Consider the following 12,839-nt stretch of genomic DNA (forward strand, 5'->3'; position numbering starts at 1 on the left):
CGGGTGCACCAGTACATCGCCGGGCAGCGGTCGCGTGGCTCCAGCGGGAATCCGTATGACGTGATCGATCCGTCCACCGGGGAGACCGTCGAGACGGTGGAACTCGCCGACGCGGACGACGTCGATCGGGCCGTCGCCGCGGCGAGCACCGCGTTCGGTGAGTGGTCGCGGGCCACGCCGGGGGAGCGGTCAGCGGTGCTGACCAAGCTGGCCGGGCTGATCGAGGCCGAAGCCGAGTCGATCGCCGAGCTGGAGAGCAAGCAGACCGGTAAGCCGATCCGGCTGTCCGGCGAGTTCGACGTCCCGGGGACGATCGACAACACCGCGTTCTTCGCCGGTGCCGCCCGTGAGCTGGCCGGTAAGGCCGCCGCGGAGTACTCGCCCGACCACACGTCGATGGTGCGGCGCGAGCCGATCGGCGTCGTGGGCTCGATCGCGCCCTGGAACTACCCGCTGCAGATGGCCGCGTGGAAGGTCCTCCCGGCGATCGCCGCGGGCAACACGATCGTCCTGAAGCCGGCCGAGAACACGCCGCTCACCTCGCTGCGACTGGCCGAGCTGGTCACCGAGGCGGGCGCGCCGGCCGGCGTCGTCAACGTGATCACCGGTACCGGGCCGGTCGCGGGTGAGGCGCTGATCTCCCACCGGGACGTCGCGATGGTGTCGTTCACCGGCTCGAGCCCGGTCGGACGCCGGGTGATGGAGCTGGCCAGCGGCGGCCCCAAGCGGATCCACCTCGAGCTGGGTGGCAAGGCGCCGTTCGTCGTTCTCGACGACGCCGACCTGGAGGCCGCCGCACACGGCGCGGTCGCCGGCGCCCTGATCAACACCGGCCAGGACTGCACCGCGGCGACCCGCGCGTACGTCCACCGCTCCCGGTTCTCCGAGTTCGTCGACCGGGTGGCCGAGCTGATGGCCGCCGTCCGGCTCGGTGCGCCGCTCGACCCCGCCACCGACCAGGGACCGCTGATCCACCGCGCCCAGCAGGAGCGGGTGGCGGGCTTCGTCGACCGCGCGCGCGGGTACGGCGCACGGGTCGTCGTCGGTGGCGAAATCCCCAAGACGGATGAGCTGATCAGAGGTTCGTACTATGCGCCGACGCTGATCGTCGACGTTCCGCAGGACGCGGAGATCGTCCAGAGGGAGATTTTCGGTCCGGTGTTGGTTGCGTTGCCGTTCGGCAGTGGCGCCGCGCACCAGGGTGGGAATGACCCCGACCTGGATGAGGCGATCGCGCTGGCCAACGACACGCCGTTCGGCCTGGCGGCTTCGGTCTGGACGCGCGACGTCCACCGTGCGATGCACGCGACCCGCGCGATCCGGTCCGGGTGCGTCTGGGTCAACGACCACATCCCGATCATCAGCGAGATGCCGCACGGTGGCGTCAAGGCATCCGGCTTCGGCAAGGACATGTCGAGCTATTCGTTCGAGGAGTACACCGCGGTCAAGCACGTGATGTACGACTTGACCGCTACGGCCGCCAAGCCCTGGCACCGAACTGTGTTCCGTGACGCCCCGCCCAATGAACCTCATCCGTTGGCCGGCGCTTAATTCATTGAACCGTTGGCCTCAGCCGCACCGTAGCGGAAGTATTACCCCGACACATTCTCACAATCACGGTCCGCTATCGCGGCCCAATCTCAGGTTCGAAGGAGCAGCCCCGATGACGGATGTCGACCCGGACGTGATCCGGTCGCTGCGCCAGCTGCTGTCGCGTCGGTCGGTGCTCCGAAGCGCCGGTGCGGCGGGCTTACTGGCTGCCGGCGGGCCGCTGTTGGCGGCGTGTGGGACGGAAGGTGCCTCGAAGACCGAGGCGGAGCAGGCCGCGACTGACCTTTCCGACAAGGACAAGGTCATCAACTTCTCCAACTGGCCGTTGTACATCGACGTGGACGAGAACGACGAAAAGGTCCACCCGACGCTCGCCGAGTTCACCAAGCAGACCCAGATCAAGGTGAACTACGTCGAGGACATCAACGACAACGACCAGTTCTTCGGAAAGGTCCGCGCCGACCTCGCGGCAGGCAACGACATCAAGCGCGACGTCATGGTGCTCACCGACTGGATGGCCGCCCGGCTGATCCGGCTGAAGTGGGTCCAGAGGCTCGACCCCAAGAACGTGCCCAACAGGAAGAACATCGAGCCCTCGCTGACCGAGGTCGAGTTCGACGCGAAGCGGGAGTACTCGCTGCCCTGGGCCGGGATCATGGCGGGCATCGCCTACAACGAGGACGTCACCGGCCCGGTCAACTCGATCACCGACCTGCTGACGCGCAACGAGCTCAGGGGCAAGGTCACCGCGCTGACCGAGATGCGCGACACGATGGGCCTGATCCTGCTGGAGAACGGCAACGACCCGGCGTCGGTGACCGACGCCCAGTTCGACGAGGCGCTCGCGACGCTCGAGTCCGCGGTCAAGAGCGGGCAGATCCGCCGCTTCACCGGTAACGACTACACGCAGGACCTGGCCGCCGGAAACGTCGCCGCCTGCATCGCGTGGTCTGGCGACATCGTCCAGCTGCAGGCCGAGAACAACAAGATCAAGTTCGTGACGCCGGAGGCCGGCGCCACCCGGGCGAACGACAACATGCTGATCCCGAACAAGGCCGCTCACAAGAAGAACGCCGAGCTGCTGATGAACTACTACTACGAGCCCGCGGTCGCCGCCGAGCTCGCCGCGTACGTCAACTACATCTGCCCGGTCGTCGGGGCGAAGGAGATCCTCGAGAAGTCGGCGCCGGACGTCGCGAAGAACGAGCTGATCTTCCCCAGCGACGCCACGCTGGCGAAGCTCCACACGTTCAAGCCGCTGGACGACGCGAGCGAGCGCTCCTACGCGGACAAGTTCGCGAAGGTCATCGGCGCGTGACCGGGCCGGGCACGGGGCGGGACCTCCGGCTGATCGAGGTCTCCAAGCGTTTCGGGCCGATGACGGCCGTCGACAACCTGTCGCTCACGATTCCGGAGGGGTCGTTCTTCGCGCTGCTGGGCCCGTCGGGCTGCGGCAAGACGACGACGCTGCGGATGGTCGGTGGGCTGGAGGAGCCCACCGCGGGTCGGATCCTGCTCGGACAGGACGACATCACGACCAAGAAGCCGTACCAGCGGCCGGTCAACACGGTGTTCCAGAGCTACGCGCTCTTCCCGCACCTGACGATCTTCGAGAACGTCGCGTTCGGCCTCCGCCGCCGGCGTCAGTCGGAGGTCAAGACCAAGGTCCACGAGGCGCTGGAGATGGTGGAGCTGGGCGACCTCGCCCAGCGGAAGCCCGCGCAGCTCTCGGGCGGTCAGCAGCAGCGGGTCGCGCTGGCCCGCGCGCTGGTCAACCGCCCGCAGGTGCTCCTGCTGGACGAGCCGCTCGGCGCGCTCGACCTCAAGCTGCGCCGCCAGATGCAGCTGGAGCTCAAGCAGATCCAGACCGGTGTCCGGTCCACGTTCGTGCACGTCACGCACGACCAGGAAGAGGCCATGTCGATGGCCGACACGATCGCGGTGATGAACCAGGGCCGGGTCGAGCAACTGGGCGGCCCGGTCGAGCTGTACGAGACGCCGGCGACGGTGTTCGTCGCGAACTTCCTCGGTCAGTCGAACCTGCTCCCGGGCACGGTGACCGGCCGGTCGGGTGGCGACCTCCTGCTCGACGTCTCGGGGCACCGGGTCGCGCTGCCCGCCTCGCGGTCGGCGTCCCAGTCGAACCGGCTCTACATCGGCGTCCGACCGGAGAAGCTGCACCTGAGCCCGAACGGGGCACCGGTCCCCGAGCGGCACAACCGGCTAGACGTGCAGGTCCTCGACTCCAGCTTCATCGGCGTGAGCACGCAGTACCAGGTGCGGACGCGCTGGGGCCAGGTGCTGTCGGTCTTCGCCCAGAACCTCTCCTCGGACCTGGGCCCGCGGCCCGGCCACGAGGTGCAGATCCACTGGGATCCGGCTTCCGCGTTCGGGCTGGACGGGAGCCAGGACGCCCACGCCGGGGAGATCTTCGACCCGGAGCTGGGCGGGGTGCCGGCAGGAACGGTCTCATGAGTGCTCGCAAGTCGACGGCCTACCTGCTGGTCCTGCCGGGCCTCGCGTGGCTGGCCGTCTTCTTCATCGTCCCGACGATCACGCTGGTCAGCCAGTCGCTGCAGGAAGGCTCGCTGGAGACCGGCTACGTCATGACCTGGAACTTCGGCATCTACGCCGACGTGTTCCAGGACTACGCGCCGACGATGTTGCGTTCGCTGGTCTACGCCGGTCTGGCCACGCTGGCGGCGCTGATCATCGCGTACCCGCTCGCGTACACGATCGCGTTCAAGGCCGGCCGGTGGCGGAACGTCCTGCTGATCCTCGTCGTGGCGCCGTTCTTCACCAGCTTCCTGGTGCGGACGCTGGCCTGGAAGATCATTCTCGCCGACGAGGGGTGGGTCGCGGACGTGCTGCGGGCGGTAGGCCTGCTCTCGTTCACCGACGACCGCCTGCTGGCGACGCCGATCGCCGTGGTCTGCGGTCTGACCTACAACTTCCTGCCGTTCATGACGCTGCCGCTCTACACGAGCCTGGAGCGCCTCGACGGCCGGTTGCTGGAGGCCGCCACCGACCTCTACGCGAGCCCGTTCACGACGTTCCGCAAAGTGACGTTCCCGCTGTCGCTGCCGGGCGTCGTGGGCGGCACGCTGCTGACGTTCATCCCGGCTGCGGGTGACTACGTCAACGCGGAGTTCCTCGGCACGCCGCAGACCTGGATGATCGGCAACGTCGTCCAGCAGAAGTTCCTGGTCTCACTGGATTACCCGGGCGCGGCCGCGCTGTCGGTGATCCTGATGGTCGTGATCATCTCGATGGTGCTCGTGTACGTCCGCCGGGCCGGGACGGAGGAACTGGTCTGATGGCGACGGTTACGCAGAATCGTCAGGGTGACTGGACCGGCGGTGGCCACCGGGCCCCGCGGTCCTCGGCGTCCGCGGCGTTGGCCTGGATCCGTGAGCACCTGGTGACGTTCGCCGGGCTCGCGGCGCTGGGCTACCTGCTGCTCCCGGTCGTGGTCGTCTTCATCTTCTCGTTCAACAAGCCGGTCGGGCGGTTCAACTTCGCCTGGCACGAGTTCTCGCTCGACGCCTGGACCGACGTCTGCGGTATCGGCGGGATGTGCGAGAGCCTCGGGCTCTCGATCCGGCTGGCGCTGCTGGCGACGCTGGGCGCCACGGTGCTCGGGACGATGCTGGCGTTCGCGCTGGTCCGACACCGGTTCCGCGGGCGGCAGCCGACGAACCTGCTGGTGTTCCTCCCGATGGCGACGCCCGAGGTGGTCATGGGGTCGTCGCTGCTGGCGCTGTTCGTTCAGGGCGGCGTCGACCGGGGCTTCACCACGCTGTTCATCTCGCACGTGCTGTTCTGCATGAGCTTCGTCGTCGTCACGGTGAAGGCGCGGTTGCAGGGCATGGATCCGCGGCTGGAGCAGGCCGCGGCCGACCTCTATGCCACGCCGTACCAGACGTTCCGCCGGGTGACGCTGCCGCTCGTGCTGCCGGGCATCGTGGCGGCCGCGCTGCTGTCGTTCTCGCTGAGCTTCGACGACTTCATCGTCACGAACTTCAACTCGGGCAGCCAGGTGACGTTCCCGATGTTCGTGTTCGGTGCGAACCAGCGGGGAGTTCCGCCACAGATCAACGTCATCGGTTCGATCATGTTCTTCCTGGCGCTGTTCCTGGTGTTGGCGGCGCAGTACCGCAGCAAGTTCGCCCTCCGCCGGTCCGCCCGCCGCGCGGCGAAGTAGGACTGTTCGTTCGTACCGACGCCCGGCCACCGCGAGCGGTGGCCGGGCGTCGCCGCGTGGTGAGGCAGCTCAGAACGCGGTCGGTCCGTAGAGCGGATAGGTGCCGGGATCCGGGACCGGGAGGCCTGCACGACGCAGGATCTCGCCGGCCCAGCGCCATCGTCGGCACGGCCAGTCCTGCGCGAGCGGCCCGATCGCACACGTCAACGTGGTGCATTGCCGCAGATGATCAGGCCGATGCTGTTCGAGATACAGCTGGGCCGTTTCGATCTGCTCGGCATCCGGGTTCGCAGGCAGGATGAACCCGCCTTCTGGATGAGGAGTGTCCGACACGGACTTTCCTCCCATAGCTCGTGAAGCCACGTGAATGGCTGGGAAATGGAGGGGTTGCCCGGCTGCTCTTGAGGTTAGACAGGATATTCCAACGTGTCAACGAGCTATCGTGAGAATGACCCTCTGTAGCCTCCGCCGCATGATCGATCCGCACGGTGACCGGGCTGTTTACCGGCAGCTGGCCGACCAACTGCGCGCAGATATCGCTTCGGGTGAGTACGGACCCGGCTCGGCGATTCCGTCCGAGATGACGCTCATGCAGCGCTACGGCGTCGCTCGCAACACCGTGCGTCTCGCGATGACGATGCTTCGGGAGGAGGGTCTGGTCGTCACCCACCACGGCCGCGGCACGTTCGTCCGCGACTCGCTGCCGATCCGGCGCATCGCGTCGAGCCGGTACCGCCAGGCTCTCGACGCCGCCACGACCGGCGGGCCGCTGGACTGGGCGGAGTACCGCGCCGAAGCCTCCTTCCAGGAGGTGCCGGCCACCGAGCAGATCGCCGGTCTCCTGGGTGTCGAGGCGGGCACCGCGGTGCTGGAGCGGCGCATCCTGTTCTTCGACGGCAGCCTGCCGCAGCAGCTGAGCATGTCGTACCTGCCGCTCGACCTGGTTGCGGGCACTCCGGTGGCCGAGCCGCGGAACGAGCCGTGGGCCGGCGGCACGGTCGCCGCGCTGGCGAGCATCGGCGTCGTCGTCACGCGGGTGGACGAGGTCGTGCGGGCGCGCATGCCGCAGCCCGACGAGACCCGTGCGCTCTCGGTCGCGGTCGGCACGCCGATGCTCACGATCACTCGGACGATGTTCGCGGGCGACCGTGCGGTCGAGGCGGCTGTCGACATCGTGGTGCCCGGCGACCGGGCCGAGTTGGAGTACCGCATCGACCTCGCGTGAACGGCACATGGACCAGGATTGAACAGCCGCAGAACCGGGGAACGACCGTGCCATGAGCACCGATGAGCACCCGGTACGAGCGGCGGACTACGGAGACCACCTGCGGCGCGACGAGACGCCTGCGGAGCGGCTCGACCGCAACATGAGCGAGCTGCTCCAGGAACTCCGCGTCGCGCAGACCGGGGTCCAGATCCTGTTCGCGTTCTTATTGACGCTGGCGTTCCAGCAGCGCTTCACAGAGGTCGACTCGTTCGGCCGGGCCATGTACATCGGTGCTCTGATCTGTGCCTTGCTTTCTAGCGGCTTCCTGATCGCGCCGGTCGGGTATCACCGCTTGGTGTTCCGCCGCGCGATGAAGGACGAAGTGGTCAAGACCGCGAACATCTTCGCGCTGATCGGTCTGGTCTGGCTCTCGCTCGCGCTCGGTGGCGCGCTGACCGTCATCCTCGACGTCATGTTCAGCAAGGACGTCGCGGCGACCGGCGGCCTGATCGCGCTGGTGTTCCTCGTCGTCCTCTGGTTCCTGATCCCGTGGGTCCGGCTGCGCACCAAGCGGGGCGACTTCGGCGCCGACGAGGAGTAGGAAGCGCAGGCGGCTCAGCCTTCGTCCGGGTCGTCGATCTCGCCCCGTTCGTCCGCGGCCAGCACCGCGATCGCCCAGCGGTGGCGGGCGCACGGCCAGAGGGCAGGCGTGTAGTGGGTGGCGCTGGCGCAGTACGACCGGTCCTGGGCGTCCGGGGCCGTGGGCTGGTGCATCGTGAGCAGCCGGTGAGCCGTCTCGACGTCTTCCTGCATCAGCGGCCGGTGGTACTGCACTGGCTCCCCTCTCGGTCCGCGGACTTCCTGGGTTGTCATCACCCTGTCACCGAACGCGCGGACGATGCCACAGATACCCGTATCTGGGAATTGCATTCGCGGGGTCCGTCCTCCCTTTGGGGCCGGGCCCCGCTCCGCTGTGAGCGAACGGACGGCCGCCCGGGAATGGGAGCAACGCTGTAAGCATTGAGTCGGTCGGACTCAACTTCCGACTGCTGTGAGGTACGGCGATGGATCGATCCCCCGGCGGGCCGCGCGGGCCCGTCACCACTCTCACCCTGCCGGTGCTGCCGCTGACCGACGCAGTCGTGCTGCCCGGAATGGTGATCCCGGTCGAGCTCGACGGCGAAGCGCGGGCTGCAGTCGACTCGGCGAAGGCCAAGGCCACCAATGACGACGACGCGCAGCTGCTGATCGTCCCCCGCATCGAGGGCAAGTACCACGAGGTCGGCGTCCTGGCCACGATCGACCAGGTCGGCCGCCTCCCCAACGGCCGCCCGGCCGCCGTGCTGCGTGCCGTGTCCCGGGCCAAGGTGGGCCAGGGCGTGAACGGGCCCGGCGCCGCACTGTGGGTCGAGGCGACCACCCTGCCCGACCGGATCAGCGCCACCGACCAGGAGAAGGTCGACAAGCTGGCGGCCGAGTACCGCGAGGTCGTGCAGGAGATCCTCGGCCACCGCGAGGAGAACGACGGCGGCTGGCAGGTCGTCGAGATGATCCGGCGGATCACCGAGCCCGGTGAGCTGGCCGACATCGCCGGCTGGGCCCCGTACCTGGAGACCGAGCAGAAGCTTCGGCTGCTGGAGACCGCCGAGGTCGCGGTCCGGCTCGAGCTGGTGCTGGAGTGGGGCAAGCAGCAGCTGGCCGAACTGCAGGTCGCGGCGACGATCCGGGACGACGTCCGGGAGTCGATGGAGAAGACTCAGCGGGAGTTCTTACTCCGTCAACAGCTGGCCGCGATCCGCAAGGAGCTCGGCGAGATCTCCGGCGACGACGACAACCCCGAGGCGGACCCGCGGGCCCGCGTCGAGGCCGCCGACCTGCCGGAGAAGGTGCGCACGGCCGCGCTGCGCGAGGTCGACAAGCTGGAGCGCACCGGCGACCAGTCGCCGGAGGCGTCCTGGATCCGCACCTGGCTCGACACGGTGCTGGAGCTGCCCTGGAACGTCCGCACGGACGACCGCACCGATGTCGGCGACGCACGGACGGTGCTGGACGCCGACCACGCGGGCCTCGACGACGTCAAGGACCGGATCGTGGAGTACCTGGCGGTCCGCAACCGCCGGGCGGCCCGCGGGCTGGAGATCGTCGGCGGCCGGGGGAGCGGCGCGGTGCTCGCGCTCGTCGGTCCTCCCGGCGTCGGCAAGACCTCGCTCGGCGAGTCGGTCGCGCGGGCGCTCGGACGAAAGTTCGTCCGGGTGGCGCTCGGCGGCGTCCGGGACGAGGCCGAGATCCGCGGTCACCGGCGCACCTACGTCGGCGCGCAGGCGGGCCGCATCGTCCGGGCGATCAAGGAGGCCGGCGCGATGAACCCGGTCGTCCTGCTCGACGAGGTGGACAAGATCGGTGCCGACTACCGGGGTGACCCGGCGGCGGCGCTGCTCGAGGTGCTCGACCCGGCGCAGAACCACACGTTCCGCGACCACTACCTGGAGGTGGAGCTCGACCTGTCGGACGTGCTCTTCCTCGCCACCGCCAACGTCGCCGAGGCGATCCCGGAGGCGCTGATCGACCGGATGGAGGTCGTCCGGCTGGACGGCTACACCGAGCTCGAGAAGGTCGCGATCGCGCGCGACCACCTCTGGCGGCGGCAGCTGGAGCGGGCCGGGCTCGAGAGCACCGACGTCACGATCGACGAGGACGCGCTGCGGCTGATCGCGGGCGAGTACACCCACGAGGCCGGCGTGCGCCAGCTGGAGCGCTCGCTCGCGCGGGTGCTGCGGAAGGTCGCGACGAAGCTGGCCGGGGAGAACCCGCCGGAGACGCCGATCGACGTCACGGTCGAGACGCTCAAGGACTACCTGGGGCGGCCCCGGTTCACGCCGGAGTCCGCCGAGCGCACGGCGGTGCCGGGCGTGGCGACCGGCCTGGCCGTCACCGGCGCGGGTGGCGACGTCCTGTTCATCGAGGCGAACGCCGCGCCGGGGGCGCAGGGAAACGGTGAGCCGGAGCTGGTGCTCACCGGTCAGCTGGGCGACGTCATGAAGGAGTCGGCGCACATCGCCCTCTCCTACCTGCGGAGCCAGGGTGACCGCTTCGGGGCCGACCCCGAGGAGCTGCGGGGTCGCCGGCTGCACGTGCACGTGCCCGCCGGTGCGGTGCCGAAGGACGGCCCGTCCGCGGGCGTCACGATGGTCACCGCGCTCGCGTCGCTGCTGACCGGTCGGCTGGTCCGGGCGGAGGTCGGCATGACCGGTGAGGTGTCGCTGACTGGCCGGGTGTTGCCGATCGGTGGCGTCAAGCAGAAGCTGCTCGCCGCGCACCGCGCCGGGCTGACCGAGGTGCTGCTGCCCGCGCGCAACGCCGCCGACCTGGACGACGTCCCGGCCAGCGTGCGAGAGGCGCTCACCGTCCACCTGATGGAGGACGTGGCGGACGTCGTCGCGCTCGCGCTGGAGCCGGCCACCACGGCGCAGGTTCAGCACGCAGCCTGACGAACGGGCACCAGGAGGCGCCGGGGGAGACCCCGGCGCCTCCTGTCGCTATTTGTAGCTGGGAGTGAACAAGGTATAGCTAAGAGCGTGCCGAGAACGCTGGGCGGTCTGGGGCCACCGTTGCTGGGTGGGTTGCCGCCGCTCTGTGCCCTTCCCCTTCTGCCGACGGCGGCCGCCGTAGCGGTCTACACGGTCACCGTGGTCTGGCTGATCGCCACCGTCGTCTCCGATCAGGCGCCGCGTCTGCGATACGCCACCCCCGGCGCGCCGATGGTGCTGGTCGGGATCGGGCTGACGCTGGTCAGCGACGGGTTCGTGGCGTCGCTGCTGGCCGACGGGGAGCGTCCGGACCCGCTGCTGGTGATGGCGGGCCAGGTCGTGGGCCTGCTCGTCGTCAACGCGGGCCTGATCCGGGTGGTCCGGCGGACGCACGGTGGCACCGGTCGCGGCGGGTTGATCGACGCGACCGTGGTCGTCTTCGGGATCGGCACCAGCATCGCGACGATCGCCGGCTCGCGGGTCGTCGACTACCCGACCGAAGGCTGGGCGCAGGCCGCGGCCGCGCTGCTCGCCGTGGCGTCACTGCTCGGCTGGGGCCTGATACTGCGCCTGCTGCTGGCCTCGGAGAGCCGGACCGAGACCGGCCTCCTGGTCGGCGCGGTCGGCCTGCTGCTCCTGTCCGGTCTCGTCTGGTGGGGACCGCTGTTCGGCGGCACCGACCCGCGGTGGGCGCTGGCCGTCGTGCTGGGCGCGGGGACGATGGCCGCGGCCGCGTCTCGGTGGTGGGCCCTGCACACCGCGGGGCAGCCCACGCCGGCCGCGGTGGGCTGGAACACCCGGATGCCGCTCTTCCTGCTCGCGGTCGTCGCGCCGCCGACCGCGCTCACGGTCACCGCGCTGCGCGCCGAGGAGCTGGGGCGCTGGAGCGGGGTCGTCCTGCCGGTGGCCGGAATGGCCGTGCTCTCGATCGCGCTGCTGCTGCGCGTCCATCAACAGGCCAGGGACTCCGAGCGCCGGGCGCTCCGGGACACGCTGACCGGGCTGGCCAACCGGGCTGCGCTGACCGACGCGCTCGACGCTCTCGCGCCGAGCGGCAGGCCCGCGCTGCTCCTGCTCGACCTCGACGGGTTCAAGGCGGTCAACGACGGTTTCGGTCACCCGGCCGGGGACGCGCTGCTCCGGCAGGTCGCAGCCCGGGTGTCGGGCACCGTCGCCGCGGTCACCGGGGCCGGGGTCGAGGCGGTCGCGGCCCGGCTCGGCGGCGACGAGTTCGCGGTCCTGCTGCACCCCGCCGACACCGAGACCACCGCGGAACTCGGCCGTCGGCTCGTCGACGCGGTCGCCGCGCCGTATCCGATCGACGGCCGCGAGCTGTGCGTCACGGTGAGCGTCGGGATCCGGGCGGAGGCCGGGGAGATCGCGGTCCTGCTCCGCGACGCAGACCTGGCGCTCTACGCCGCCAAACAGAATGGCAAGAACCAGGTGGCGGTCTTCTCCGCGGCGCTGCGGGCGGCGCACGCCGAGCGCGCCACGCTCGCCGCCGGGCTGCACCAGGCGGTGGCGAGGAACGAGTTCGTGCTGCACTACCAGCCGGTCGTCGACGTGGTCACCGGCCGGGCCGAGATGATCGAGGCGCTGATCCGCTGGGCACCACCCGGCGGTGACCTCGTGCTCTCCCGCGACTTCTTCGCGGTGGCCGAGGCGGCCGGGCTGAGCGTCCCGATCGGTGCCTGGGTGCTGCCGACTGCGTGCGCCGAGGCGCGGCGGTGGCACGAGCGGTACGGCGTCTCGCTCGCGGTGAACGTCTCCGAGCGGCAGCTGCGCGACCCGGCCCTGCCCGCGCTCGTCGCCGACGCGCTCGCCGAGAGCGGCCTGCCCGCCGAGGCGCTGATCCTGGAGATGACCGAGTCCACGATGAGCGGGATGAGCGGGCGGACGGCCACGCTCGCCGCCCGGGTCGCCGAGCTGCGCGCGTGCGGCGTCCGGGTTGCGGTGGACGACTTCGGGACCGGGCAGTCGTCACTGGCGTTGCTCCGGCAGTTGCCGGTCGACGCGCTCAAGCTCGATCCGGCGCTCGGTGGCGCCGCCGACCTCTCCGCCGCGCCCGACGCCGCCGCGCCGGACGCCGCCGCGGCCACGCTCGTGGACGCGGCGCTGACCAGGGCCGTGCTGCAGATCTGCTCGACGCTGAACCTGCGGGCCATCGCCGAGCGGGTGGAGTCCGCTGATCGCGTCGAGTGGCTCCGCGCGCTGGGCTGCCGCTACATGCAGGGCAACTACTTCTCCCCGCCGCTTCCCGCCGAGCGAGTCGACGAGTACCTGGCCACGCGACCGGCGCGCGTTATGCCAGAAGTCACCCGAACGTCCTAGTTATTGGTCCGAGTCAAAC

The 12,839-nt window shown here is 69.9% G+C and carries 11 protein-coding genes; 9 read left to right on the top strand and 2 right to left on the bottom strand.

Features of this window, described 5'->3' with window-relative positions; translation table 11 throughout:
- Positions 1 to 3 precede the first annotated feature (3 nt).
- The 5 genes from BUB75_RS01665 to BUB75_RS01685 all read left to right on the top strand — a co-directional run bounded on the left by BUB75_RS01665 (position 4) and on the right by BUB75_RS01685 (position 5,755).
- Entirely contained in the window at positions 4 to 1,551 is a 1,548-nt protein-coding gene (locus tag BUB75_RS01665; protein ID WP_073250691.1) for a gamma-aminobutyraldehyde dehydrogenase, read from the top strand.
- Between the two features lie 112 nt (positions 1,552 to 1,663).
- Positions 1,664 to 2,869 carry a polyamine ABC transporter substrate-binding protein gene (locus tag BUB75_RS01670; protein ID WP_073250693.1) on the top strand — a complete coding sequence of 402 codons (1,206 nt, stop codon included), beginning with the start codon at positions 1,664 to 1,666 and terminating at the stop codon, positions 2,867 to 2,869.
- On the top strand, positions 2,866 to 4,026 hold the full coding sequence (locus BUB75_RS01675) for an ABC transporter ATP-binding protein (protein ID WP_073250695.1): 1,161 nt from the start codon (positions 2,866 to 2,868) through the stop codon (positions 4,024 to 4,026). The genes BUB75_RS01670 and BUB75_RS01675 overlap by 4 nt, the downstream gene beginning before the upstream one ends.
- Positions 4,023 to 4,868: an ABC transporter permease gene (locus BUB75_RS01680; protein WP_073250697.1), complete on the top strand. Its 846-nt coding sequence runs from the start codon at positions 4,023 to 4,025 to the stop codon at positions 4,866 to 4,868. Before BUB75_RS01675 ends, BUB75_RS01680 begins: the two co-directional genes overlap by 4 nt.
- Complete coding sequence (locus BUB75_RS01685; RefSeq protein ID WP_084740124.1) at positions 4,868 to 5,755, top strand: ABC transporter permease; 888 nt, start codon at positions 4,868 to 4,870, stop codon at positions 5,753 to 5,755. The genes BUB75_RS01680 and BUB75_RS01685 overlap by 1 nt, the downstream gene beginning before the upstream one ends.
- Before the next feature lie 69 nt (positions 5,756 to 5,824).
- On the opposite strand, the gene BUB75_RS01690 is transcribed toward BUB75_RS01685, so the two are convergent.
- A complete protein-coding gene (locus tag BUB75_RS01690) occupies positions 5,825 to 6,088 on the bottom strand; it encodes a hypothetical protein (protein WP_073250699.1) in 264 nt (87 codons plus the stop codon).
- 139 nt (positions 6,089 to 6,227) lie between these two features.
- Between BUB75_RS01690 and BUB75_RS01695 the strand changes: the two genes are divergently transcribed.
- Entirely contained in the window at positions 6,228 to 6,980 is a 753-nt protein-coding gene (locus BUB75_RS01695) for a GntR family transcriptional regulator (protein ID WP_178379733.1), read from the top strand.
- 52 nt (positions 6,981 to 7,032) lie between these two features.
- Entirely contained in the window at positions 7,033 to 7,563 is a 531-nt protein-coding gene (locus BUB75_RS01700) for a DUF6328 family protein (protein WP_073250703.1), read from the top strand.
- Positions 7,564 to 7,577: 14 nt separating this feature from the next.
- On the opposite strand, the gene BUB75_RS01705 is transcribed toward BUB75_RS01700, so the two are convergent.
- Entirely contained in the window at positions 7,578 to 7,796 is a 219-nt protein-coding gene (locus tag BUB75_RS01705) for a hypothetical protein (protein WP_073250706.1), read from the bottom strand.
- 230 nt (positions 7,797 to 8,026) lie between these two features.
- On the opposite strand from BUB75_RS01705, the gene lon reads away from it, so the two are divergent.
- Both lon and BUB75_RS01715 read left to right on the top strand, forming a co-directional pair.
- Positions 8,027 to 10,450, top strand: coding sequence for an endopeptidase La (gene lon / locus BUB75_RS01710; RefSeq protein WP_073250708.1), 2,424 nt, complete (start codon positions 8,027 to 8,029; stop codon positions 10,448 to 10,450).
- A gap of 87 nt (positions 10,451 to 10,537) precedes the next feature.
- Complete coding sequence (locus BUB75_RS01715; protein WP_143174983.1) at positions 10,538 to 12,820, top strand: putative bifunctional diguanylate cyclase/phosphodiesterase; 2,283 nt, start codon at positions 10,538 to 10,540, stop codon at positions 12,818 to 12,820.
- Positions 12,821 to 12,839: the final 19 nt, after the last annotated feature.

The sequence above is a fragment of the Cryptosporangium aurantiacum genome, from assembly GCF_900143005.1.
GTDB classification, from domain to species: Bacteria; Actinomycetota; Actinomycetes; order Mycobacteriales; family Cryptosporangiaceae; genus Cryptosporangium; species Cryptosporangium aurantiacum.

Excerpts from the sequence above, each read along its gene's own strand:
- BUB75_RS01670 (WP_073250693.1), top strand. The coding sequence starts at position 1,664 with ATGACGGATGTCGACCCGGACGTGATCCGGTCGCTGCGCCAGCTGCTG.
- BUB75_RS01680 (WP_073250697.1), top strand. The coding sequence starts at position 4,023 with ATGAGTGCTCGCAAGTCGACGGCCTACCTGCTGGTCCTGCCGGGCCTC.
- BUB75_RS01685 (WP_084740124.1), top strand. The coding sequence starts at position 4,868 with ATGGCGACGGTTACGCAGAATCGTCAGGGTGACTGGACCGGCGGTGGC.
- BUB75_RS01695 (WP_178379733.1), top strand. The coding sequence starts at position 6,228 with ATGATCGATCCGCACGGTGACCGGGCTGTTTACCGGCAGCTGGCCGAC.
- BUB75_RS01700 (WP_073250703.1), top strand. The coding sequence starts at position 7,033 with ATGAGCACCGATGAGCACCCGGTACGAGCGGCGGACTACGGAGACCAC.
- lon (WP_073250708.1), top strand. The coding sequence starts at position 8,027 with ATGGATCGATCCCCCGGCGGGCCGCGCGGGCCCGTCACCACTCTCACC.